Here is a 24,217-nt window from a genome sequence, read left to right on the forward strand (position 1 = left end):
CTCCGGAGGCACCGGCGCCCGCGCCGGCCCCGATCGCCCCGGTGATCCCGGCCCCGATCCTGCCGCCGCCGATCATCGTGTTGCCGCAACCGATTCTGCCGCCGTTCCTGCGTCCGCCGCGGCAGCGGGACTACCCGTCGTACCCGTCGTCGCCGAACTACCCGTCGTCGCCGCCGCAGACGCCGACCTACCCGTCGTCGCCTCCCACGCAGCAGCCGTCGTATCCGTCGACCCCGCCGACGCAGCAGCAGCCGCCTGCGCAGCAGCCGCAGGCACCGGTGACGGAGGCGCCGAGTAATCCTCCTCCGGCCGCCGGCGGTTCGGGCGGCTACGGCTCGGGTGGCTACGGCGGCGGTTCGGGCTCAGGTAGCTACGGCGGCGGTTCGGGCTCAGGCTCGAGCTCGGGGTCCGACGGTGGTTCGCGCTCGGGTGATTCCGGTGGATCGCGCAGCGGTCGGGGATCGCAAAGCCCGCTGTGGCCGTTCCCGAGTTTCGGCCACTGACACCCGAGTTCATCCGGCGTTAGCCTCGCGCTCAGTGTCGCGATGCGGCCAGCTCATCGCGACTGCGTACAGAGGCAGTATGCGTTGCACTGTCTTTGGCACCGGGTATCTGGGCGCGACCCACGCCGCGGGAATGGCCGAGCTCGGCCACGACGTTGTCGGCATCGACATCGACCCGGGCAAGATCGCGAAACTGTCCTCCGGGGACATCCCGTTCTATGAGCCCGGACTGGCAAAGATGTTGCAGGACAACCTCGCTGCCGGTCGTCTGCAGTTCACCACCGATTACGACGTGGCCGCCGACTTCGCCGACGTGCATTTCCTCGGCGTCGGAACTCCCCAGAAAAAGGGCGAATACGGTGCGGATCTGCGCCACGTCAACGCCGTCATCGACGACTTGGTGCCGCGGCTGACCCGGCCGTCGGTAATCGTCGGCAAGTCAACGGTTCCGGTGGGGACGGCCGCCGCACTGAGCCGCCGCGCCCGGGCGCTGGCAGCCGACGGCGTCGACGTCGAAGTCGCCTGGAATCCCGAGTTTCTCCGCGAGGGCTTCGCGGTGCAGGACACGCTGCATCCGGACCGCATCGTTGTTGGCGTGCAACCTGATTCGCGGCGGGCCGAGGCGGTGTTGCGGGAGATGTACGCATCCCTGCTCGCCGAGGACGTGCCGTTCCTGCTGACCGACCTGCAGACTGCGGAACTGGTCAAGGTTTCCGCCAATGCGTTCCTGGCCACCAAGATCTCGTTCATCAACGCAATCTCCGAAGTGTGTGAGGCGGCCGGTGCCGACGTCCGCGTCCTCGCCGACGCGCTGGGGCACGACCCGCGGATCGGACGGCGATTCCTGAACGCGGGATTGGGTTTCGGTGGCGGCTGCCTGCCCAAAGACATCCGCGCCTTCATGGCCCGCGCAGGCGAACTCGGCGCCAACCATGCGTTGACCTTCCTGCGTGAGGTGGACAGCATCAACATGCGCCGCCGCACCCGTATGGTCGAGCTGGCCACCACCGCATGCGGGGGATCGTTGCTCGGGGCCAACGTCGCCGTGCTGGGGGCCGCGTTCAAGCCCGAATCCGACGATGTCCGGGATTCCCCGGCACTCAACGTCGCCGGCCTGTTGCAGCTCAACGGCGCCACCGTGAACGTGTACGACCCGAAGGCGATGGAGAACTCCCAGCGCCTGTTCCCAACGCTGAACTATTCAACCTCCGCCCTGGAGGCCTGCGACCGCGCCGATGCGGTCCTGCTGCTCACCGAGTGGCAGGAGTTCGTCGACATCGACCCCGACGAGCTGGCGCAGACCGTGCGGGCCAGAGTTGTTGTCGACGGGCGTAATTGCCTGGATACCGCCCGTTGGGCCACCGCGGGATGGAAGGTTTACGCCTTGGGCCGCCCGGCGTTGACGTAGGTTTTCCTTCGTGGACTTCGCAACAGCCCTGATTGCCGAAAACACCGCGCTCGCCGACCTTCTGCGTGACGCCGACCTGTCGATCCCGGTGCCGACCTGCCCGGAGTGGACGCTCGAGCAGTTGATGCGCCATGTCGGGCGCGGCGACCGCTGGTGCGCCCAGATCGTCGCCGAGCAGTCGATGGACTTCATCGACCCGCGCACCGTCGAAGGGGGTAAGCCCCCGGCCGGCCGGGACAACGAGATCGCCTGGCTGCAGGCCGGTCCGCGGCAACTCATCGACGCCGTAGCCGCCACCGGCGCAGAGACCCCGGTGTGGACATTCCTGGGCCCGCGTCCGGCCGCGTGGTGGATCCGGCGGCGTCTACACGAGGCCGTGGTCCACCGTGCCGACGTCGCCATCGCGTTGGGCGTCGGGTTCGAGGTCGAGCCCGCCGTAGCGGCGGACGCGATCACCGAATGGTTGGAACGCGTCGAGATCCAGGCCGACGAGGAGGGTCCCGCCGGCGGCGACCGGCCGGTGGCCGACGAACACTCGATACACCTGCATGCCACCGACCCCGGACTCGGTGAGGCCGGGGAGTGGACCATCCTCGGACGTCCCGACGGCATCGCCGTCGAACAGGGCCACGGCAAGGCCACTGTGGCGCTGCGCGGCCCGGCGCGCGATCTGCTGCTGGCCATCGTGCGCCGTCGCAGCGCCGCCGAGCAAGGCCTGGAGGTCTTCGGCGACGCGGGCGTCTGGGACACCTGGCTGGCACGCACGCCGTTCTAGACCGGTAGTTTTAGCCAAATGAGCACTTCAGAGATCGCCACCGTGCTGGCCTGGCACGACGCGTTGAGCACCTCGGACCTGGACACGCTGATCTCGCTGTCCAGCGACGACATCGAGATCGGTGACGCCGACGGCGCCGCGCAGGGCCATGCCGCACTCAGGGACTGGGCGCAGCGCGTGGCGGCCAACGTCGAGGTGGGCCAGATCTATTACCGCGACGGCGTCGTCGTCGTCCAGGAGCGGCTGACCTCGAACACCGACCCGGCCGACGTGCGCACCACGGCCGCGGCATTCCGCGTGGTGCATGACCACGTCACCTCCGTGTTCCGCCACGACGACCTGGCCTCGGCCCTGGCGGCCACCGACATGTCCGATAACGACCTGCAGGTCTGACCGACTTGCGCGGGATCATCCTGGCCGGTGGGTCGGGGACGCGGCTGCATCCGATCACCCAGGGTGTGAGCAAGCAGCTGCTGCCCGTCTACGACAAGCCGATGATCTACTACCCGCTGTCCACGCTGTTGATGGCGGGCATCCGGGACATTTTGGTGATCACCACCGGCCACGACGCCCCGGCGTTCCACCGCCTGCTCGGCGACGGCTCCCAACTCGGCGTCACCATCAGCTACGCCGTGCAGGACCGGCCGGACGGGCTCGCCCAGGCATTCCTGATCGGCGCCGAGCACATCGGCACCGGACCCGTCGCACTTGTGCTGGGCGACAACATCTTCTACGGCCCCGGCGTCGGCACGAGCCTCAGCCGATTCCGAGATCTGCAGGGCGCGGCCATCTTCGCCTACCGGGTGGCCGACCCGACGGCGTACGGTGTCGTCGAATTCGCACCCGACGGCACCGCGCTGTCTCTGGAGGAGAAGCCGGCCAAACCCAAGTCGAGCTACGCCGTGCCGGGGCTGTACTTCTACGACAACGACGTCATCGAGATCGCTCGCGGGCTGCGGCCGTCGCCGCGCGGCGAACTGGAGATCACCGAGATCAACCAGACGTACCTGGACCAGGGCCGGTTGACGGTCGAGGTGCTGCCCCGCGGCAGCGCGTGGCTGGACACCGGAACCTTCGATTCGCTCTTGGATGCAAGCGATTTCGTGCGCACCATCGAGTACCGCCAAGGGCTCAAGGTGTCCTGCCCCGAGGAGGTGGCCTGGCGGATGGGTTTCATCGACGACGAGCAGCTGGCCAAACGCGCGGCGGCGCTGGTCAAGTCGGGCTATGGCGGTTATCTGATGAAACTGCTGGACCAGGGGTAGCCAGCACCGCGGCGATCGCGGTGGTCAGCGGTACCGACAACGCCAACGCGATACCGCCGACCGCGGAGCGCGCGATTTCGATGGCCACGCTCTCACTGGTCAGCACATCCGACAGCGAGCGGTTGGCCACGCTGAACAACAACAACAGCGGCAGCGAGCTGCCCGCGTAGGCCAGCACCAGCGTGTACACCGTGCTGGCGATGTGATCGCTGCCGATTCGCATGGCGCTGACGAAGATCTGCTTGCGGGAACCGTGGCCTGAATGGGCGAGCTCGAACACCGCTGAGGCCTGGGTGATCGTCACGTCGTTGAGCACACCCAGTGAACCGATGATGAACCCCGCCAGCAGTAAGCCCTGGATGGACACGTGACCCATGTAGGCGGCAACCTCATTGTTCTGGTCCTCCGAAAGGCCGGTCAGGTGCGCGAGTTCGATTGCCGCCCAGGACAAGCCACCGGCCAGCAACATCGCGGTCAACGTACCCAGCAGGGCGGCACTGGTACGCAGGCTGATGCCGTGCGCCAAATAGATGACGGCGTAGAGGATCGCCGCTGAGGCCACCAGAGCCAGCGGCACCGCGGGAGCGCCGTCCCTCAATGCGGGCAGCAGGAAGACCACCAAAACCAGGAAGGCCACGACGATCCCGACCAGGGCGCGCAGCCCCCGCCAGCGGGCGACTGCCACGATCACGATCGCGAACACCGCCGCCAGGGCGATCAGCGGCCAGGTTCTCTCGTAATCGTAGAACCCGTAGCTGGTCGCACCCTGCTGGTCGACCTGGCGGAAGATCCGAATCGAATCACCCGCCAACAGGTTTGGCTGACCCGGGCCCGGCGAGAACTCCAACATCGTCGACGCGCCCCGATTGGGCCCGCTGTCGATCGTCACCACGGTCTGTACACAGGTGCCGCTGCCCGCGACGCCCGGTGCCGGGGCTGCGGTGAGCACCTGGCCTGCCGACGGGCTGCCGCAGTCGGCCAGACTGCTGGACGTCACGTGACCGCCCTCGGTGGTGACCGCGCCACCCGCACTGTTCTGGAACGGCAGCGGAATATCCGCCTTCGACCCGCTCGGCCACAGCAGCGCCGCACCGATCACCACCGCCAGCCCGATCACGGCCAGCGCGATCACGACGACACGGGCCGCCAGGGGACCCAGCGGCGCCGGGCCGGTGTGCGAATGCGAATGCGAATGCGCCACCCGGACAGGGTAGAGGCGTTGATTGGGGATGAGCTGGCGGACCTCACCGCGGCAGCGTCGGAGAAGTCGAGTAGCCGACTACGCTAAGCGGCCTCCGCGGCGCACCCCATGCTCAGGTGACCAGGGGCGAGGAGGAGCGGATGGCCGTCGTCGGGGACCATGCCATTGTTCTGGGTGCCAGCATGAGTGGCTTGCTGGCCGCGAGGGCACTGAGCGATTTCTATCGAACCGTCACGGTCATCGACCGGGACGAGCTGCCCGACGAACCGGTCAATCGGCGGGGCATCCCGCAGGGCAGGCATGTCCACGCGCTGCTCGGACGCGGTGGCCAGATCGTCGACGAGCTGTTCCCGGGGTTCCTCGATGAGCTCGTCGACGCCGGGGGAGTATCCCTCGACGACGGGGACTTCTCGAAGATCTATGTGTCCTTCGGCGGTCATACGGTCGTCAGGTCCGGTCTCTCGCGGCAACCTGGCTCGGCGATGTACCTGTCCAGCAGACCGTTCCTGGAGTATCACGTTCGGCGCCGGCTGCGGGCCATGCCCAATGTGACGATTCTGGACTGCCACGACGTCGTCGACCTGATATCGACGCCCGACCGGACCCACGTCACCGGGGTCCACACGGCCGAACACGATGGGGGCGCCGAGCGCTTGCTGATGGCAGACCTGGTCGTCGACGCCATGGGCCGCGGATCGCGGACGCCGGCGCTCCTGGAAGCGCTGGGATATCACCGTCCGCCGGAAGACCGCATCGTCGTGCGCACCACCTACGTCAGCCAGTTGTTGCGCATTCCGCCCGGACTCGTCGAGCAGATGGTTGTGATCGGCGCCGCTCCGAACCGGCCCAGCGGATTGTTCTTGTCGAGGTATGAGAACGACCAGTGGATGTTCACTGTTTGGGGCATGCTCGGCGACGAACCACCGTGCCACCGTGCCGGAATGCTGGAGTTCGCCTACAGCTATGCGCCACAACATGTTTGGAGTGCCGCCAGCGCGGCGGAGCCGCTGGGTGAGGTGATCCGGCATCGCATGCCGTGGAGCCAGTGGCGGCGCTACGACCAGCTGCGGCGCTTTCCGGGCGGTCTGGTGGTGTGCGGCGACGCGATCTGCAGCTTCAACCCCGTCTACGGGCAGGGGATGACGGTGGGGGCGCTGGACGCGATCGCCCTGCGGGACTGCCTGCGCTCGGGCGCCGACGATCTGCCGCGGCGATACTTCCGGACAGCCGCGAAATCCATTGCGGTGGCATGGCAAATGGCGGCAGGGGCGGACTTGGCCTTCCCGCAGGTCGAAGGCCGTCGTACCCTTGCGACCCGAGCGGCGAACCGGGCCACCGACTGGGTGTTGGAGGTCTGTTCGTACGACGCCGTTGTCGCCGAGAAGTTCTTCAGGATCAACAACTTCCTCGACCCGCCGGCTCGGCTTCTGCACCCCGCGTTCATCTGTGCGCTGGTGAAGGCGAAACTGCGCCGACGGCGCGGCCGCGGCGAGCTACTGCCGGTAGCCGGCCAGAAAGTTGCCTAGCCGTTCGATGGCCCGACTCAGGTCGCGGGCCCACGGCAGTGTCACGATTCGCAGGTGATCGGGTGCCGGCCAGTTGAAGCCCGTGCCCTGGGTGACCAGAATCTTCTCCTGCAGAAGCAGATCCAGCACCAACTGCTCGTCGTCGTGGATGTCGTGAACCTCGGGGTCGAGCCGTGGGAACGCATACAGCGCACCGGTGGGCTTCACGCAGGACACCCCGGGGATCTCATTGAGTTTGGTCCAGGCCACGTCACGCTGCTCGAGGAGGCGCCCCCCCGGCAGGACCAGATCGTCGATGCTCTGGTGTCCGCCCAGGGCCACCTGAATGGCATGCTGCGCAGGCACATTCGGGCACAGGCGCATGTTGGCCAGCAGGCTGATGCCTTCGATGAAGCTGCTGGCGTGTTCCTTGGGTCCGGTGATGATCAGCCAGCCCGACCGATAACCCGCCACCCGGTAGGCCTTGGATAACCCGTTGAACGTCAACGTCAGCAGATCCGGCGCCAGCGTGGCCAGGCTGATGTGCTTCGCGTCGTCGTACAGGATCTTGTCGTAGATCTCGTCGGCGAGCAGCAGCAGTTGATGCTTGCGCGCCAATTCGACCATCTGCTCGAGCACTTCGCGGCTGTACACCGCGCCGGTGGGGTTGTTCGGGTTGATCACCACGAGCGCCTTGGTGCGGTCGGTGATCTTGGATTCCAGGTCGGCGACGTCGGGCATCCAGCCGTTGGTCTCATCGCACAGATAGTGCACCGGGGTGCCGCCGGCCAGTGCGGTCGACGCCGTCCACAGCGGGTAGTCGGGCGCGGGAATGAGCACCTGGTCGCCGTTGTCGAGCAGCGCCTGCAGCGTCATCGTGATGAGCTCGGAGACGCCGTTGCCGAGGTAGACGTCGTCGATGTCGAAGCGGGGAAAGCCCTCGACCAATTCGTAGCGGGTGAACACGGCGCGACGTGCGCTGGGAATGCCTTTGGAGTCGGAGTAGCCCTGGGCGTCGGGCAGCGCGGCGATCATGTCGCGCATGATCACGTCGGGGGCCTCGAAGCCGAACGGCGCGGGGTTGCCGATGTTGAGCTTGAGGATGCGATGACCCTCGTTCTCCAGCCGGTTGGCGTGCTCATGGATCGGTCCGCGGATCTCGTACAGAACGTCCTGCAGCTTGGTGGACTGCGTGAACGTACGTTGCCGGGGGTGCTGGCTGGTGCCGTGCCACGGTAACTGGTGCGTACTCACCGGATAAGTGTCCCATTGCGATGCAACTTGGTTTCCGGTGCGCCGTTTTGTGTCTTTGCTGTGACAAGAGAAGTCACGGTTCGAATTCAATTGTGGGACGCCTCGGACACAACTGTGATTTCGCTGAACAGCAGCAGTGATTGCCAGGTGAATCGGCTGCTAACTTGGGGCTTCACTACCGACGGCCCAAAGGGATGAACGTGAAGATCGCACGCACATTGATGACCGCCGCTGCCGCAGCGGCGGTTACCGCGCTGGGATTTGCTGTTTCCGCGTCTGCCGATCCGGCTCTGATAAATGGCACATACGCCGTCCGCGGCGGCGACGACGGCGCTGTGGTGACGGCGACGTCGAGTTGCCCGGCAGCCGTCAACGGCTGTACCGCTAACCTCAGCAGCACCCTGGGCTGGACCAGCGTCGCCACCTTCACCGATGGCCGGTGGAACTTCACGGTGACCAAGCCCGACGGCGTGGTGTGCGACGACGGCAGCTATGCGCCGGTCCGCATCGCCTACTCGGTCGATGCCGCGACCATGGCCGGCACGATCACCGCCGACTCCAACGGTGACTGCCCGGGCGGGCAGATCACCCAGGCGCCCTTTCAGCTGATCAAGGTCGGCTGAGTCTCGCCCATGCTGTAGCCATCGACACGACGTGCGGGACGCGGTGTCGATAGCTACAGGCTCGTTGGACTATCGCTTGCCCGGTGGCCGGGCACCCTTGGCGATGCCGAGGCCCTTCACCGGAGGCTCGTCGGCCTTCGGCGCTTCCGCTTTCGGCTCCTCAGCCTTCGGCTCGGCCGCTGCCGGTTCGGCCGCCGCCGGCTCAGCCGCTGCTTCGGCCGGGGCCGGGGCAGCCGCAGCCGGAGCCTTCTTGGCGCCCGGGCGACGTGCACCTGCGGCGATGCCGAGGCCCTTGACTTCCGGCTCCGCCTTGGCCGGCTCGACCGTCTCGGCCTTGTCCGGGTCGACATTCGGCGGCTGCTTCACGGTGGCGGCCTCAGCCTTTGGCGTCTCCGCCGCAGCAGGCGCGGCGGCAGACGACTTCTTGGCGCCGGGCCGCTTGGCGCCCGCGGCGATACCCAGTCCCTTGACCGGTGCTTCGGCAGCAGGCGCTTCGGCAGGTGCCTCAGCGGCGGGAGCAGGAGTCGATGCCTCGGCGGCCGGTGCGGCAGCCGCGGACTTCTTGGCGCCCGGTCGCTTCGCGCCGCCTGCAATGCCGAGTCCCTTGACGGGCTGAGCGGCGGGAGCTTCGGCAGCGGGAGCCTCGGCGGCAGGAGCTGCGTCAGCGGCCTTCTTGGCACCGGGGCGCTTGGCGCCGCCCGCGATGCCCAGCCCCTTGACCGGCGCGGCTTCCTTGGCCGGTGCCGGCGGCGCGGCCGCGGCAGGCTCGGCCGCCGGAGCCGCCTCGGGCTCGGGCTTCGGCGCGGGAGGTGCCTGGGCCGGTGCCGCAGCGGCGGCAGCTTCGGCCTCGCGTGCCGCCGTGCCCTTCTCCGGCAGTGTGACCGTGCTCAGGTCCAGCGACCCCAGCAGCAGCTGTGCGACGTCGAGCACCTCGACCTCGTCGGCCTTCTCGCGGTCGCCGACACCGTCGGTGATCATCACGCGGCAGAACGGGCAGCCGGTGGCGATCTTGTCCGGATCCAGCGTCAGCGCCTCGTCGACGCGTTCGTGGTTCACGCGCTTACCGATGTGCTCTTCCATCCACATCCGTGCGCCGCCGGCGCCACAGCACAGGCCGCGATCGGCGTGCCGCGGCATTTCCGTCAGCGTCACGCCAGAGGCGTCGATCAGCTCACGCGGCGCGTCGTAGACCTTGTTGTGCCGGCCCAGGTAGCACGGGTCGTGATAGGTGACGTTGGCTCCACCGTCCACGGTCTTCACCGGAACCAGCTTCTTGTCGCGCACCAGACGGTTGAGCAGCTGGGTGTGGTGGACAACCGTGTAGCTGCCGCCGACCTGCGGGTATTCGCGGCCCAGCGTGTTGAAGCAGTGCGGGCAGGTCACGACGATCTTGCGGTCGACCCGCTCGACGCCCTCGAACAGATCGTTCAACGTCTCGACGTTCTGCGCGGCCAGCTGCTGGAACAGGAACTCGTTGCCGGAGCGGCGAGCCGAGTCGCCGTTGCAGGTCTCGCCGTCGCCGAGCACCAGGAACTTCACGCCGGCAGCGGCCAGCAGTTCGGCGACGGCCTTGGTGGTCTTCTTGGCGCGATCCTCGTAGGCGCCCGCACAACCCACCCAGAACAGGTACTCGAAGCCGGCGAACGACTCGACGTCCTTGCCGTAGACGGGGATGTCGAACTCAACCTCGTCGATCCAGGTGAGACGCTCCTTGGCGTTCTGACCCCACGGATTGCCCTTGGCCTCAAGGTTTTTGTAGAGCACGCCGAGTTCACCGGGGAACTCCGACTCCATCATCACCTGGTAGCGGCGCATGTCGACGATGTGGTCGATATGCTCGATGTCCACTGGGCACTGCTCGACGCAGGCACCGCAGGTGGTGCAGGACCACAGCACGTCGGGATCGATAACGCCGAGCTGTTCGGCGGTGCCCACCAGCGGACGGGTCGCCTGCGCCGGGCCGGACCCCATCACTCGCTCGAAACCCGATTCCGGAACGTGGTCGTGCTCGTCGTGCTTGGTCTCGACGAAACCGCCTTCGGCAGAGGCGAACTGTTCGGCCTCGTTCTCACCGTTGGGGATCGGCTTGCCGCCGATGATGTAGGGGGCCTTGGCGAACAGATGATCGCGCAGGTTCATGATCACGAGCTTGGGCGACAACGGCTTTCCGGTGTTCCACGCCGGACACTGCGACTGGCAGCGACCACACTCGGTACACGTGGTGAAGTCGAGGTAGCCCTTCCAGGTGAAGTCCTCGATCTTGCCGCGGCCGAGCACCGCATCCTCGGCGGGATCCTCGAAGTTGATCGGCTCACCCTTGTACTCCACGGGCAGCAGCGGGCCCAGCCCGTCGGGCAGGCGCTTGAACGTGACGTTGATCGGTGCCAGGCCGATGTGCAGGTGCTTGGAGTGCAACACGATCAGCAGGAACGCCAGCATGACGCCGATGTGGCCCATCAGCGCGATGGTCTCGATCCACTCGTTGGCGGTGTGGCCCAGCGGTGCGAGCGGCTTGGCGAGGGCGTGGGAGAAGAAGGCACCCCAGCCGTAGGGGAACGCATCGCCGAGTGCGTTGACCGAGGCGGCACGGAAGATCGCGTAGGTCAGGATGACCAGGAAGATCATCAACAGGATCAGCCAGGCGCCGCCGGTATGCGAGCCGTAGAAGCGAGAATCCCGTCCATATTCCTTGGGCTCGGAGCGCAACCGGATGATCGCGAACACGATGATGCCGAGCAGCACGGCGACGGCGAAGAAGTCCTGCAGGAAGCCCAGCGCGTCCCACCTACCGACGATCGGGATGTGGAATTCCGGGTTGAACAGGACGCCGTAGGCCTCGAGATACACCGTCGCGAGGATGAAGAAGCCCCACATGGTGAAGAAGTGAGCGATGCCGGGGATGGACCACTTCAGCAGCTTCTTCTGGCCGAAGACCTCGGTGAACTGCGCTTTGATGCGGTCCGGGATGTCGTCCTTGCGGCCGCTCTCATCGCTGATCGGCTGACCGGACCGGATCAGGTGGGTGAGGAACAATACGCGCCGTGCGGCAAACACCAACACGATGGCGGTGGCCAGCAGGCCGATGATCAGTCGACCCCAGTCGAGAGCGGTCACGGACAGCCTCCCTGTCGTAAGTTACCCTATAGTAACTTAGCGTAAGTTACCGACCAGTAACTTAACTTCAATCCAGCTCATAGTTGCATCTCGGCATTTGGCGCCGCTACAAAGGCTGTCCTAACTAGCAGCGGGCGCGGCCGCGATCTCAGGCCTGCGGGGACAGAATCGCCCGGAGCATCGACAGCATTTCCGACCGGGACTCCGCGCCGAGCCGACGACGGATCCTGGCGACGTGATGTTCAACGGTCTTCGCGGAGATGAACAGCTGCGCGCCGATATCGCGGTAGGGCATGCCCAGCAACAACAGCTCGGCCACCTCGCGCTCGCGATCCGACAGCGGGGAGGACGCCTGTCGTGCTCCCGCCGCAGGCCCTGCCGCCTCAGGTACCAGCGGCTGCCCGCCGTCGTCGCCTGCGCTGTCGCCGGCAGACAGTTTCAGGTCGCGGGCGACCTGCAGCATGAGTCCCGACACTTTGGGGTCGGAGGTCTGCAGTGCTGCTTGGCCGGCCAGCCGGGTCGCATCAGCAGTCAGGCCGAACTGGGCCAGTCCGCGGGCGGCGGCGCCGACCTCTTCGCCGTCGACCTGTCCGGCGAGCACCCGCAACCACGTCCGGCCGGCCACGGCCAGCGCCTTGGCGAACGGGCTGTGCGCCGCCGACGCGGTCAGCGCCTGCCCATGCGGCGCCACCGCGGCCGGATCACTGGCCAGGATCCCGGCGTGCACGCCGGCCCACCGCAGCGGCACCGACCAGGTGGGCGGACTGCCCAGCGACTCCAGCAGACCGAACGCCTGCTCGAGAGCGGGCGTCAGCCGGTCCTGCTGGCCGATCCGGGCCGACGCCACCCACAGCTCACCCAACGGAAGCAGTGAGAACAGGTCGATCGAATACTCGACCAACACCTCCATCGCCGCATACCAGTGCTTCTGCAGGGCGCCCGCATCGCCGCCGCGGCGGGCCAGTGCGGTGCGCAGGGCGGCTGTCCACAGCGCGTCGCGGCGATGCGTGCCGTCGAGTCCGGCGATATCGGCGGCGGACGCCGCGAATTGGCCGTCCTGCATCTTGGTCCAGCCGAGCAGCAGGCGGTGCCGATGCCCGTACAGCGGCTCGTCGGCGTCTCGGTCGGCGCGCACCGCGCGGGCGATCACGCTGCGCGCACGAACCGGGTCACCGCCGTGCAGTGCGGCCAGCGTGACCAGAGCCGCCGGGCTGTCCGGGAGTACCTGCGCCGCCGAATACTCAGCGGCCATCGCCGCGCCGAGTTTGGTGACCGCCGTCGAATACGGACCTTGCAATGTCGCCAGCAGACCCTCGGCCAGGGTGCGGGCAGCGCGGGAAGCCGCGGTCGGGGGGCCCGCGCTCGGCACGGCAAGCGCGCGTTCGGCAGCGGCGGCATCACCTGTCGCGGTGAGCACGATCGCCGCGGCCGCACCCACAGCTGCGTCGGGATATGGGCCGAGCCAGCCGAAGAGTTCAGACGCCTGTGCCGCGTTGCCGTTGAGCATCGCGACGCTGGCCGCAACCCGGACCGCCGCCGCGCGCTCGGCGGGATCCTCGGACGCCAAAAGACTGTCCGCTTCGCTTGCGGCCCCGGACGATTCACCGGCCAGCGCCAGCGCATCGGCCAACTGTGCCCGCAGCTCGACCGCACCGGCATCGACCGCGGCGCGGAGCAGGGCCGGGTCGGCACGGCCAGTGGCAACCTGTCGGCGCAGGACCTCGGCCAGTTGTTCGTCGCGCACACCGTGTTCGGCCAACCGCAGCGCCAGGTCCGGGGACAGGGTCGACATCGCGATCTGTGAGCGCAGCAGCGCGGTCTCGACGTCGTGGTGGCGCGCGTTGCCAAGAATCTGCGCGACTGCGCGGTGCACGCCACGCAGGAAGTGCGGGCTGTGCGCGGGTTCGACCAGTCCGGTGGCGCGGGCCCGGTCGATGAGCATCCTCGCCTCATCTGAGGGAACCTGAAGTGTCGCAGCCAGATCGGCGGCTCCGAGATCGCGGCTGAGCGAGGCGATCAGCAGCGCATCGAGGTCGGGTTCGCTGAGCCGGCGTAGCCGGTCGTTGAGCGCGATCAGCGCAGCCTGTCTGATCGACGCAGCGGAGTACGGGCGCGCGGAGGCCAGCGCGGCGTCGACCAGGAATGGGATGCCTGCCGTCGCGACGAGAATGCTGGTCACCAACTCGGTGCGCGGCGGATGGCCGGACGGGTCGGTCATCCGCCGGGACAGCATGGCAGATGTCATCGGCCCCAGGGCAATTCGGGATCGCTCACGCTCGATCGCCGTCATCAGCGCCTGCAGAGCCTCGTCGTGGTCGCGTGGCTGCGTCGCCACCACGACCGTCGACGACGGATCAGCGACGAGCTCGGTGAGCCGCTGCAACTCGGCCGCGGGCAGCAGGTGCGCGTCGTCGACCACCACGGCGGCATCGGCACGATCACCGTCCGCCGGTGCATGGGTCACGACGGCCGAACCCGCCCCGCGCAAAGCGTCGCGCACCGCGACGAGCAGTGTGCTCTTCCCCGTTCCGACTCCGCCGGTCACCAGCATCTTGACCGGCTCCGACCCCAGTGCGCTGATGGCATTGCCGGCACCCGGCGGAAGATGCTGCGCTGGAACCGAATCGGGCACCGGCGTCACGCCCCCGGGGGCGACGTCACGCCAGTGATGATGTCGCGGGTGGTCGGCGGGGCGACCGTGGTGGTGATCGGTTTGACGGTTGTCGTCGGCGGGGCCTGTGTGGTCGTCGGCGGTTGCGTCGTGGTCGTCGGAGGCGCAGTGGTCGTGGTGGGCGGCTGGGTGGTGGTCGTGGTCGTCGTCGGCGGAGTCGTGGTGGTCGTGGTCGTCGTTGTGGTGGTTGTGGTCGTCGTCGTAGTGGTCGACGGCGTTGTCGTGGTGGTGGTCGTGGTGGGCGCGGTAGTGGTGGTGGTCGGGATGACCGTGGTCGACGCCGGGATCGTCGACTCGGTGGGCACCCCGTCGTTACCGGTGATCGTGACCGTCTGCGGCGGAACGACACTCGTGGCCGGTGCCTCGGTGGGATCGCCGGGTTTGGTGACCCGGGTTGTCGTGGTGCTCGGCGTGCTGTCGGCACTCGTGAGGGTGATCGCCAGTCCGCCGACCGCCACTGCGGCCAGAGCGGCGGCGATACCGAACAGCAGCGGCGGGCGCCGGTACCACGGCACCGGCGCGGCGACCAGTTCGGTCTCGGAGTCCGGCGGCTCGAACTCGACCATCGGGCGCATCCCGGTGGCTTGCGCCTGCTGAGCGTAATCGAAGGTGTAGTCCTCACCGGAATACGGCACCGGCTCGGCGCCGGGAGCATCGTCCTGCGACCAGGCCAGCGCGCGGAACGTCGCCGACGGCGAACCGTCGGTGGCCGATTCGGTTGCGGCCGCGCCCGCTGTCCCGGCCGCCCACGCCGCCGGAGCCAGACCGGTGGGTGCGTCGGCGGCGGCCACCGCCATCCCCGTCGGCGCATCCGGTGCTCCGCCGCGTGCGGCGATCACGGCCGATCCGATAGCCGCGTTGAGACCCGGCAACGGCGTGGTGATCACCGGAACGCGCAGTTCCTCGGAAAGCCGTTGGGTCAGCAGCGGTATCGCGGCACCGCCACCGACGGTGGCGACCGCGGCAAGGTTGACTGCCGGAATTCTGTTGCGCTCCAGCACATCTCCGAGTGCATCCAGGAAACCCGCAAGCGGTTCGGCGAGCAGCGCTTCCAGTTCCGGGCGGGTGACCCGGATATCGGAGCGGAAGCCGGGCAGTTCGACCGGCACCACGGTCGCGGTCTCGGAAGACAGTCGCTCCTTGGCCTGGCGGCACTCGTCGCGCAGCCGGGTCAATGGGCCCACGGCGTTGGTGCTGGCGGGGTCGAGATTCGCCTCGTCGCGGACGCCGGCCAGCACCTGGGTCAGCAGCGCCTGGTCGAGATGGTCGCCGGAGAGGTCGGTGACGCGCACCGTCTCGCCGATCGGCTGCAGGTTGGCGCCGGCGTCGGCGAGGGTGATGTTGGCACCGCTGCCGCCGAAGTCGCACAGCGCCACCACGCCTTGCGACGGCAGCCCCGGATCAGCCTGCAGGGCGGCCAGCGCGGCCGTCGCATCGGAAATCAGCATCGGCGGAATACCATTGGGCGACAAGGCAGGCCGGGTGCGCAGCGCACCACGCAAGGCACCGACGGCACCGGCACCCCAGTACGCGGGAACCGCGACGACCACAGTGGAGGCCGGTGAGCCGTCATCGGCGGCGCGGGCCATCGCCTCGAGCGCGTCGGCGATCAAGTCCTCGCCGCGATGCGGCGAACCGTCGGCGGCCACCAACGGCACCGGGTCGCCCGCCCGCTCGACGAAACCGCGGAACACCTGACCGGCCTCGGTGATATTCGGGCTCGTCAACTCCGGGTTCTGGGAGGGAACGCCGACCTCGGGAGGCCGGTTGTCCCACAACGTCAACACCGACCGGCGAGTGACCGGCCGGCGGCCCGGACGTGCCGCCGCCAGGTTGGTCGCTCCGATCGACAACCCCAGCGATTCGCTCAATTCGCACATCCCTCCGCTGCCTGGCCGGCAGCCGTCATCACCATATCCCCTAATGTCTTCTGAACCCCTAAGGCTGCACCCCCTAATGGTGTCGCGGTTCGAGTGGCTTCGACACCGATCACGGCACGCGCGTCCGCCGATAACATTCTTGGCAGCAGCTGGGATTCCACTGTGACTATCGGTGGCGGGAGAGAAGGCGTTTCCATGGCAAATTCGTTGCTGGACTTCGTGATGTCGCTCGTGCGGGATCCCGACGCCGCCGCACGCTACGCCGCGGACCCGGGCGGCGCCATCGCCGACGCCCATCTGACCGATGTGACCAGCGCTGACGTCAACAACCTGATTCCGATGGTTGCCGACTCGCTGTCGGGTCCACTGTCGGGTGCCGGGTTCGGCCCCGGGGCCGGCACGGGCGACGGCAACGTATGGGCGAGCGGAGCGGCGACGGCGGCCTTCGACGCCTTCGATCACCTGCCCGCGGCTGCCACCGCTCCCGACGTCCACTCGGTGATCACCGATGTCGCCCAGCACGCGGATCAGGCTCCGGCTTTGATCACCGATCTCGGTGCCGACCCTGGCGCGCTGGACCTGCCGGACACCGCCTCGCAGCTCACCGACACGCTCGCCGACCATGGCGTCTCTCCCGACGCCGTCCAGGACTGGGCCGACCACACCACCTGGGACCACGGCCATGTCGACGACAACCACACTCAGGTCGACCACTCCGGTTTCGACTTGTTCTGATCCCCCGGCAAATCCCCACGTCCACCGTGACGTGGGGATTTGTCGTTTTCCGGGGTCGTCCCTAGGGACCCCCTAATCCCCTAGGGACCCACCCCTGGCCGGCCCTAGTGGGGGTGTGGTGAAGAGGGGTTTCGGCCCCGTTTTCGCCCGTCGCTCGCGTCCATAACGTGGTCTCCAGATCGCCGGAGTCACCGGCGAACACACCGAAAGGTCCGACCATGCTCTCTCTCCTCGACTGGATCCTTGACCTGTTCCGCAACGAGGACGCCGCACGTGCGTTCGTCGCCGCGCCGGAGCAGACCATGCGCGACGCCGGGTTCGCCGGAGTGTCCGCCGCCCAGGTTTCGACGCTGGCCGCCACCGCCGTTCCCGGCCTGGTGCTCGGCGGCGGTGACCCGGTCGTCGGCCTGCAGCGCGCGGTGGCCAACAACTACGGATTCGCACCCGCCTACCAGCCGGTCTACGCGCCGTCGCCGACCTTCGCACCGCAGACCGACCTGGCCAGCCACAACGACACCTCGCTGCTGAGCCCGGATCAGAACGCCGGCGGCAACGCCCAGCAGGGTGGCTTCAACCTCGGCTTTGGTGACATCACCTTCGGCAACAAGACCACGAACACCGCCACCGACGGCGGCGTGGTGGTCGACGGCCACAACAAGGGCGACATCGTCAGCGGGGACGGCGCGGTCCTGGGCAACGGCAACGACGTGAACAACGGTCACGTGGTTGCCGGAACCGGGTCGAACGTCGCGATCGGTCACAGCCACATCCACGATGACGGCACCACCGCCACCGGCGGCAGCACGGTGATCAAGGACAACAGCGGCACGGTCTTGCACGATGTCGACGCCAGCGGTGGCAACGGCGGCGGCGCGTCGGCCGGCGGCAGCCTGATCGGACTCGGCGGCGGGCACGCCTCCGGTGGCAACGCGGGTGGCGGCGGCATCACGATCGTCGACAACCACCCGACGACCAACAGTGGGAACACGGCCAGCTCGCCGGTCAACACCCAGACCCACACCGCCACCACCGTGACCGACCACTCCGACAACTCGGTGCACTCGGTCGTCGACAGCTCGACGCACGACTCGTCCAGCCACTCGCTGTTCGATGCCGGCCACGACACCACGCTGGTGAACAGCCACCTCGACAACAGCCACGACATGGCGTTGGCGTCTGGCAACCACCTGCTGGGCCTGTAAAGCAATCCGACGACGGCGGGGACCTTCAGCAAGTCTGGAGGTCCCCGCCGCCTGTCTGCGCATACGGTGGATCACTGGGAGGACATGTGACGCAACCACAGCAAGACCCGCGCCGGGTGAAGGTGATCGTCGAGCTGATCGATCACACCAGCGCGATCGCGGACCTGAATGACCGCGGCGATCTGGTTGCCCGGTTGGCTGTCGCCAAAGAGCGCATCACCGACCCGCAGATCCGGGTGGTCATCGCGGGCCAGCTCAAGCAGGGGAAGAGCCAGCTGCTCAACTCGCTGCTCAACATGCCGGTCGCCCGGGTCGGCGACGACGAGACCACCGCCCTGGTCACCGTCATTAGCTACGCCGAGCAGCCGTCGGCGAAGCTGATCGTGTCGCTCGGCGAGGGAGTGCCCCCGCACAGCATCGACATCCCGATCGACGACATCCGCCACGACCTGCGCCGCGCCCCGCAGGCGCAGGGCCGGGAGGTGTTGCGGGTGGAGGTCGGCGCACCCAGCCCCCTGCTGCAGGGCGGACTGGCGTTCATCGACACCCCCGGTGTCGGCGGCCACGGCCAGCCGCACCTGTCGTCGACACTGGGGCTGCTCCCCGATGCGGACGCGATGCTGATGATCAGCGACACCAGCCAGGAATTCACCGAACCCGAGATGCGGTTCATCCGCCAAGCCCATGAGATCTGCCCGGTCGGCGCGGTCGTCGCCACCAAGACCGATCTGTACCCGTACTGGCGCGAGATCGTCTCCGCCAACACCGCGCACCTTCAGCGCGCAGGACTGCAGTTGCCGCTGATCCCGGCGTCCTCACTGCTGCGCAGCCACGCAATCCAGCTCAACGACAAGGAACTCAACGACGAATCGAACTTCCCGGCGATCGTCGCATGGCTTTCGGAGAAGGTGCTATCCCGGGAGAGCGACGCGGTGCGAGACCACGTCGTCGGCGAAATACGTTCGGCAGCAGAACATCTCAACCTGTCAGTGAACTCCGAGCTGTCGGCGCTCAGCGACCCGGACCAGGCCCGTCGGCTTACCGAGGACCTTGAGCGCCGCAAGCAGGAGGCACAGGACGCGCTGCAGCAGACCGCACTGTGGCAGCAGGTCCTCAACGACGGCATCGCCGACCTGACCGCCGACGTCGAACATGATCTGCGCGCCCGATTCCGGGCCATCACCCAGCACATCGAGAGTGTCATCGACGAGGGCGACCCCACCCAGCACTGGGCGGAGATCGGTGCGGAGGTGGAGGATTCGGTCGCCAACGCCGTCGGTGACAACTTCGTGTGGGCCTACCAGCGTGCCGAGGCGCTGGCCGCCGACGTCGCGCGGACGTTCGTCGAGGCCGGCCTGGACGCCATCAAGATGCCCGAGGTGAGTGCCGCGGAGATGAATGCCGGTGTCGGTCGGCTCAAATCGCTGGCACGTCTCGAATCGAAGCCGATCGGCAAGGGCCACAAGGTGATCACGAGTATGCGTGGCTCCTACGGCGGTGTGCTGATGTTCGGCATGCTCACCTCGGTGGCCGGTCTGGGCATGTTCAACCCGCTGTCGTTGGGTGCGGGTCTGCTGCTTGGGCGGAAGGCCTACAAGGAGGACATGGAGAACCGCATGATGCGGGTCCGCAACGAGGCCAAGACCAATCTGCGCCGCTTCGTTGACGACGTGCTGTTCGTGGTGTCCAAAGAATCCCGCGACCGGCTCAAGAACGTCCAGCGGCAGCTGCGCGACCACTACCGTGACATCGCCAACCAGACCACCCGCTCGCTCAACGAGTCGTTGCAATCCACGATCGCCGCCGCGCGGATGGAGGAGACCGACCGCAACAACCGCATCCGTGAGCTCGAACGCCAGGCCAATATTCTCGGCCAAGTCATCGATAACGCCGAAAAGCTGTTCCCCACAGCACTTTCTACGGCGAGGACGACCGAGTCTCGTTGAGCCGCGGCCCGGATCTGGTGCCGGGCGGGTGGGTGACGCGGGTGGGGAAGGTGCCCGGGAACGTCGGCGCCACCCGCTCCGACGGCGGAACCTCCGAGGACGGGGTGCTCGACGTCGGCGACGAGGTGCCGCTGGTCGTGCTCTCGCCCGGCAACCCGATATCGGTCGTCGACAGCTGCACGCTGGGATAGGACGTGCTCGTCGAGCCTGAGGTGGTTTTCGCGATGTGCGGCGCGTCGGGAATATGCGTGCCGGGCGGAAGGACGGTCTCGGTGTCCGTCGTGCTCCATTTGCTCGACATCGTCACCACCGCGTACACCAGGATCGCGACCACCGCGAGCCCGAGCAGCCCGGCGGCTGAGGTGGCCGCCGCCGAGCGGTACCACGGCGCCTTGTGCTGGGGCATGGCGGCTGATCCTAGCCGTGATGCGGGTGGACCGCCGGACCGTAGACTCGTCGTTCGATGAGCACCAGCGATCAGGTTCGCGCCATCCTGGGCGGCACCCGTCGTGCGTACCAGGGCGAACCGGCATACCGCGAGCGGCCCGACGTCTTCAACGAGCTGGACCGGATCGCCGGGCGGCTCAACCAACCGATCCGTATCGCGCTGGCAGGCACGCTCAAGGCAGGCAAGTCCACTCTGGTCAACGCGCTGGTCGGGGAGAACATCGCGCCCACCGATGCGACCGAGGCCACCCGCATCGTCACGTGGTTCCGGCACGGCCCGATCCCGAAGGTCACCGCCAACCACATCGGCGGACGCCGCTCCAATGTGCCGATCGCCCGCGATGGTGGGCTGACCTTCGACTTCGGCCGCCTGGACGCCAACGACATCGTCGACCTCGACGTCGAGTGGCCGGCCGCCGAATTGATCGACGCGACGATCATCGACACTCCCGGCACGTCATCGCTGTCGCGCGATGTCTCCGAACGAACCCTGCGGTTGCTGGTCCCTGAGGACGGCGTGCCGCGAGTCGACGCGGTGGTGTTCCTGCTGCGCACGCTCAACGCCGCGGACATCGCGCTGCTCAAGCAGATCGGGGAGTTGGTCGGCGGATCCTCGGGTGCGCTCGGGGTGATCGGGGTGGCCTCCCGGGCGGACGAGATCGGCGCGGGCCGACTCGACGCGATGCTGTCGGCCAAGGATGTCGCGCAGCGTTTCACCGGTGAACTGGACCGGACCGGCATCTGCCAGGCGGTCGTTCCGGTCTCGGGACTGCTCGCGCTGACCGCCCGCACCCTGCGGCAGAGCGAGTTCGCCGCGCTGGAGAAGCTCGCCGCGGTCGACGCCAACGAACTCAACAACGCGATGCTGTCGGTGGACCGGTTCGTCCGCGAGGACAGCGCACTGCCGGTCGACGCGCAGACCCGTGCCCAGATCCTGGACCGGTTCGGCATGTTCGGGCTGCGGATCTCGATCGCCGTGTTGCGGGCAGGCGTGGCAACGGATTCGGTCACCCTGGCCGACGAGTTGCTCGAACGCAGCGGGCTGGTCGCACTGCGTGACGTGATCGACCAGCAGTTCGCGCAGCGCTCTGAACTACTCAAGGCGCACACCGCACTGGTCTCGTTGCGCCGGTTCGTCGAGATGCACCCGATCACCGCGACGCCGTACATCACCGCCGACATCGACCCGTTGCTGGCCGACACCCACGCCTTCGAGGAACTCCGGCTGCTCAGTCAACTACGTTCTCGTCCAACGAGTTTGACCGACGACGAGATGGCCTCGCTACGCCGCATCATCGGCGGTTCGGGCACCGACGCCGCAAGCCGGTTGGGGCTGACCGCCGAAACGCCCGGCGACGGGCCGCGCGCGGCGTTCGCGGCGGCACAACGCTGGCGTCGTCGCGCCGACCATCCACTGAACGACCCGTTCACCACCAGGGCGTGTCGTGCCGCGGTGCGCAGCGCCGAGGCGCTGGTCGCGATGTACGCCGGGGCTTAGCCGCCTGGCCGCGGTAGCGGGAACGTCGGCAGGAGCCGCTCCCTGGTGGTGGTCACCGTCTCGGTCACCGTGCTCACCGAGGTCGACACCGACGTGCTGGTACTGGTGCTGGTGCTCGTACTGGTGCTGGTCGACGGCGGTTCGGTGGTCGTCGTGGTGGTCGGCGTGTCCGTCGTGGTCGCGGGGGGCTGCGTGACGGTCGGGGATTCGGTCACCGTCTGGGTGACTCCGGGTTCCGGCGCAACAGATGCCGATGTCGCGGCCGTGGTCGACGTCGTCGGGGAGGTCGTCGTCGTGGTCGCCGGGCTGGACCCGTCGCTACCGGTGAACTTCACGATCGCGTACACCAACAGCGCCAGGATGACCGCGGTCAGTACTCCCAGGCCGACGAGCGCCGCAGGCTTGCGGTACCAGGGGGTCGGCTCGGGCGGCGGCGGGTAGTCGCCGTACCCGGTCGGTGCGCCATACCCAGATTGCTGGTAGTCGCTATATGCCTCGCCGCCGGTACCGCCGTAGTTTGCGTACTGCGTCGGGTCACTGTCGGAGTAGTTGTTCGGGTCGTCGGGGGATCCGTCGCGCGCCACGGGATCAGATTCTAACCGTCAGCCGCCACCCGGTTGATTGGGGAAGGCCGGGCGGTGGGTGGGACGGACGCTGATCTGCGGCGGCCGCGTCTGCGGGGTGGTCACGTTCGGGCGGCCGCCGTCGTTCTGCTGCGGATAACGCGGGTACCAGGTGCCCTGCGGCGGTGCCGGCGGCGGACTCTCCGGTGGTGGTGGCGGAGGTGGCGGCGGCTCGGGCGGCTGCGAACTGGTCAGAGCGGTGGTGGTCGGCGGGCTGGTGGTCGTCGATGGCGTGGTGTTGGACGGCCCTGAATCATCGGAGTCCAAAACCACCAGGAGGATCGCGGCGATCAGGATCGCGACCCCAGCGACGCCGATGGCTGCTAGTGCGAGCGTCGCCTGCTTCTTGCGATACCACGGCCGTTCCGGGAACCAGAACGCGTCGGGAGCGAACGGGTCGAAGCCGTCGTCGGCGGTGACCACCGGCAGCGCGGGATCGGTCGGCGGGTCGGTGTCATCCACCGCGGGTGTGTCGGCGACAGCGGCAGACCCCGGATACGGCTGCTCGGGATAGGGCCCGAACGGATCACCGAACGGGACGGGCGATGCCTCGTCGACATCCCCGGCGGGGTCGTGCTTCGCCACGGCTATTCATGCTAAACGGCCCGCCAGGGCCGATGCAGCGTTCGGCAATCAGGCGAGTTGGCGGACCACCTCGGTGGCGAACAATTCGACGTGGTCGAGATCGGACATATCCAGCAGCTGGAGGTACACCCGCTGCACTCCGGCCTCGATGAACGGTCCCAAGCGGTCGACGATCTCGCCAGGCGTGCCGACCAGCGGCGTGTTGGTCCGCAGCTCGTCGACCTCGCGGGAGATCGCCTCAGCACGACGGCTGATCTCGGCGTCATCACGCCCCGCGCACACCACGAACGCCGCGGAATACACGATGTCCTCAGGTGCACGACCGGCGTCGCTCAGCGCGGCCCGCACCCGGGCGTACTGGGGTTCGACAAAGTCCAGGGCCGGGAAGGCGAGGTTGTACTCGGAGCCGTACCGGGCGACCAGCGCCGGTGTCCGCTTGGGGCCGTTGCCGCCGATGACGATCGGCGGATGTGGATCTTGCGCGGGCTTGGGCAGCGCGGGGGAGTCTTTGACGGTGTAATGGCTACCGGCGTAGTCGAAGGTCCGGCCCGCCGGCGTGGTCCACATGCCGGTGATGATGTCGAGTTGTTCGCGCAGCCGCTCGAACCGCTCGCCCAGCGGCGGGAACGGGATCGCGTAGGCGAGATGCTCGGCGTCGAACCAACCTGCGCCGATACCGAGATCGACCCGCCCTGAGCTCATCGCGTCGACCTGTGCCACCGAGATGGCGAGCGGTCCCGGATGGCGGAAGGTGGCCGACGTGACCAGCGTGCCGAGCCGGATCGTGCTGGTCTCCCGGGCGATGCCGCCCAGCGTCACCCAGGAGTCGGTTGGCCCGGGAAGGCCGTCGCCGCTCATCGCCAGATAGTGGTCGGATCGGAAAAACGCTGAGTAGCCCAAAGATTCGGCGGCCTGAGCCACTGCAAGCTGATCGGTGTAGGTGGCACCTTGCTGGGGTTCGACGAAGACGCGGAAGTCCATA

The 24,217-nt window shown here is 67.8% G+C and carries 19 protein-coding genes and 1 pseudogene; 12 read left to right on the top strand and 8 right to left on the bottom strand.

Annotated elements, in window-relative coordinates:
- The 5 genes and pseudogenes from BST42_RS29565 to rfbA form a co-directional block, all read left to right on the top strand.
- Positions 1–503: pseudogene (locus BST42_RS29565) on the top strand (DUF7159 family protein); the annotation flags it as partial.
- Positions 504–582: 79 nt separating this feature from the next.
- Positions 583–1,911 carry a UDP-glucose dehydrogenase family protein gene (locus BST42_RS07275; protein ID WP_083117929.1) on the top strand — a complete coding sequence of 443 codons (1,329 nt, stop codon included), beginning with the start codon at positions 583–585 and terminating at the stop codon, positions 1,909–1,911.
- 10 nt (positions 1,912–1,921) lie between these two features.
- Entirely contained in the window at positions 1,922–2,686 is a 765-nt protein-coding gene (locus tag BST42_RS07280; RefSeq protein ID WP_083117930.1) for a maleylpyruvate isomerase family mycothiol-dependent enzyme, read from the top strand.
- Between the two features lie 18 nt (positions 2,687–2,704).
- Positions 2,705–3,079, top strand: coding sequence for a nuclear transport factor 2 family protein (locus tag BST42_RS07285; protein WP_083117931.1), 375 nt, complete (start codon positions 2,705–2,707; stop codon positions 3,077–3,079).
- A gap of 5 nt (positions 3,080–3,084) precedes the next feature.
- Positions 3,085–3,951, top strand: a complete 867-nt coding sequence (rfbA, locus tag BST42_RS07290) for a glucose-1-phosphate thymidylyltransferase RfbA (RefSeq protein WP_083117932.1) — start codon at positions 3,085–3,087, stop codon at positions 3,949–3,951.
- On the opposite strand, the gene BST42_RS07295 is transcribed toward rfbA, so the two are convergent.
- A complete protein-coding gene (locus BST42_RS07295) occupies positions 3,902–5,152 on the bottom strand; it encodes a YibE/F family protein (protein WP_083117933.1) in 1,251 nt (416 codons plus the stop codon). The two genes, rfbA and BST42_RS07295, sit on opposite strands and share 50 nt — an antisense overlap.
- 116 nt (positions 5,153–5,268) lie before the next feature.
- On the opposite strand from BST42_RS07295, the gene BST42_RS07300 reads away from it, so the two are divergent.
- The gene (locus tag BST42_RS07300; protein ID WP_237159301.1) at positions 5,269–6,678 is read left to right on the top strand and encodes an FAD-dependent oxidoreductase; all 1,410 of its coding nucleotides are present in this window, start codon (positions 5,269–5,271) and stop codon (positions 6,676–6,678) included.
- On the opposite strand, the gene BST42_RS07305 is transcribed toward BST42_RS07300, so the two are convergent.
- Positions 6,646–7,911 (bottom strand): pyridoxal phosphate-dependent aminotransferase, encoded by a 1,266-nt coding sequence (locus BST42_RS07305; RefSeq protein ID WP_083117935.1) that lies wholly within the window; start codon positions 7,909–7,911, stop codon positions 6,646–6,648. The two genes, BST42_RS07300 and BST42_RS07305, sit on opposite strands and share 33 nt — an antisense overlap.
- Positions 7,912–8,111: 200 nt before the next feature.
- On the opposite strand from BST42_RS07305, the gene BST42_RS07310 reads away from it, so the two are divergent.
- Positions 8,112–8,534 carry a hypothetical protein gene (locus BST42_RS07310; protein ID WP_237159303.1) on the top strand — a complete coding sequence of 141 codons (423 nt, stop codon included), beginning with the start codon at positions 8,112–8,114 and terminating at the stop codon, positions 8,532–8,534.
- 69 nt (positions 8,535–8,603) lie between these two features.
- Here the strand turns inward: BST42_RS07310 and BST42_RS07315 are convergent, their stop codons facing one another.
- The 3 genes from BST42_RS07315 to BST42_RS07325 form a co-directional block, all read right to left on the bottom strand.
- On the bottom strand, positions 8,604–11,648 hold the full coding sequence (locus BST42_RS07315) for a (Fe-S)-binding protein (RefSeq protein ID WP_083117937.1): 3,045 nt from the start codon (positions 11,646–11,648) through the stop codon (positions 8,604–8,606).
- Positions 11,649–11,796: 148 nt separating this feature from the next.
- Positions 11,797–14,280, bottom strand: a complete 2,484-nt coding sequence (gene iniR / locus BST42_RS07320) for an isoniazid response ATPase/transcriptional regulator IniR (RefSeq protein WP_207569461.1) — start codon at positions 14,278–14,280, stop codon at positions 11,797–11,799.
- Positions 14,281–14,285: 5 nt separating this feature from the next.
- Entirely contained in the window at positions 14,286–16,190 is a 1,905-nt protein-coding gene (locus tag BST42_RS07325) for an Hsp70 family protein (protein ID WP_083118349.1), read from the bottom strand.
- A gap of 204 nt (positions 16,191–16,394) precedes the next feature.
- Here BST42_RS07325 and BST42_RS07330 point away from each other — a divergent pair, with 204 nt between their 5' ends.
- From BST42_RS07330 to BST42_RS07340, 3 genes are all read left to right on the top strand, one after another.
- The gene (locus BST42_RS07330; protein WP_083117939.1) at positions 16,395–16,934 is read left to right on the top strand and encodes an Rv0340 family IniB-related protein; all 540 of its coding nucleotides are present in this window, start codon (positions 16,395–16,397) and stop codon (positions 16,932–16,934) included.
- 218 nt (positions 16,935–17,152) lie between these two features.
- Positions 17,153–18,136, top strand: a complete 984-nt coding sequence (locus BST42_RS07335) for an IniB N-terminal domain-containing protein (protein ID WP_083117940.1) — start codon at positions 17,153–17,155, stop codon at positions 18,134–18,136.
- Positions 18,137–18,222: 86 nt separating this feature from the next.
- Complete coding sequence (locus BST42_RS07340; protein ID WP_083117941.1) at positions 18,223–20,082, top strand: dynamin family protein; 1,860 nt, start codon at positions 18,223–18,225, stop codon at positions 20,080–20,082.
- Here the strand turns inward: BST42_RS07340 and BST42_RS29325 are convergent.
- Entirely contained in the window at positions 20,054–20,488 is a 435-nt protein-coding gene (locus BST42_RS29325) for a hypothetical protein (RefSeq protein WP_133057421.1), read from the bottom strand. The genes BST42_RS07340 and BST42_RS29325 overlap by 29 nt on opposite strands.
- Before the next feature lie 57 nt (positions 20,489–20,545).
- On the opposite strand from BST42_RS29325, the gene BST42_RS07350 reads away from it, so the two are divergent.
- Together BST42_RS07350 and BST42_RS30395 are read left to right on the top strand one after the other, a co-directional pair.
- Positions 20,546–22,027, top strand: coding sequence for a dynamin family protein (locus BST42_RS07350; protein WP_083117943.1), 1,482 nt, complete (start codon positions 20,546–20,548; stop codon positions 22,025–22,027).
- Positions 22,028–22,072: 45 nt separating this feature from the next.
- Positions 22,073–22,468, top strand: a complete 396-nt coding sequence (locus tag BST42_RS30395) for a hypothetical protein (RefSeq protein WP_207569462.1) — start codon at positions 22,073–22,075, stop codon at positions 22,466–22,468.
- Between the two features lie 161 nt (positions 22,469–22,629).
- On the opposite strand, the gene BST42_RS07360 is transcribed toward BST42_RS30395, so the two are convergent.
- Both BST42_RS07360 and BST42_RS07365 read right to left on the bottom strand, forming a co-directional pair.
- Positions 22,630–23,235 carry a hypothetical protein gene (locus BST42_RS07360; RefSeq protein ID WP_110918512.1) on the bottom strand — a complete coding sequence of 202 codons (606 nt, stop codon included), beginning with the start codon at positions 23,233–23,235 and terminating at the stop codon, positions 22,630–22,632.
- A gap of 48 nt (positions 23,236–23,283) precedes the next feature.
- A complete protein-coding gene (locus tag BST42_RS07365) occupies positions 23,284–24,216 on the bottom strand; it encodes an LLM class F420-dependent oxidoreductase (RefSeq protein WP_083117945.1) in 933 nt (310 codons plus the stop codon).
- Position 24,217 lies beyond the last annotated feature (1 nt).

Origin of the sequence: Mycolicibacterium rhodesiae (assembly GCF_002086695.1) — a bacterium.
Classification (GTDB): Bacteria; Actinomycetota; Actinomycetes; order Mycobacteriales; family Mycobacteriaceae; genus Mycobacterium; species Mycobacterium rhodesiae.

What these genes read in the sequence shown, in the direction of transcription:
- BST42_RS07335 (WP_083117940.1), top strand. Translation starts at nt 17,153, where the DNA reads ATGCTCTCTCTCCTCGACTGGATCCTTGACCTGTTCCGCAACGAGGAC.
- BST42_RS07365 (WP_083117945.1), bottom strand. Translation starts at nt 24,216, where the DNA reads ATGGACTTCCGCGTCTTCGTCGAACCCCAGCAAGGTGCCACCTACACC.
- BST42_RS07330 (WP_083117939.1), top strand. Translation starts at nt 16,395, where the DNA reads ATGGCAAATTCGTTGCTGGACTTCGTGATGTCGCTCGTGCGGGATCCC.
- BST42_RS07350 (WP_083117943.1), top strand. Translation starts at nt 20,546, where the DNA reads ATGAGCACCAGCGATCAGGTTCGCGCCATCCTGGGCGGCACCCGTCGT.
- BST42_RS07285 (WP_083117931.1), top strand. Translation starts at nt 2,705, where the DNA reads ATGAGCACTTCAGAGATCGCCACCGTGCTGGCCTGGCACGACGCGTTG.
- BST42_RS07275 (WP_083117929.1), top strand. Translation starts at nt 583, where the DNA reads ATGCGTTGCACTGTCTTTGGCACCGGGTATCTGGGCGCGACCCACGCC.
- BST42_RS29325 (WP_133057421.1), bottom strand. Translation starts at nt 20,488, where the DNA reads ATGCCCCAGCACAAGGCGCCGTGGTACCGCTCGGCGGCGGCCACCTCA.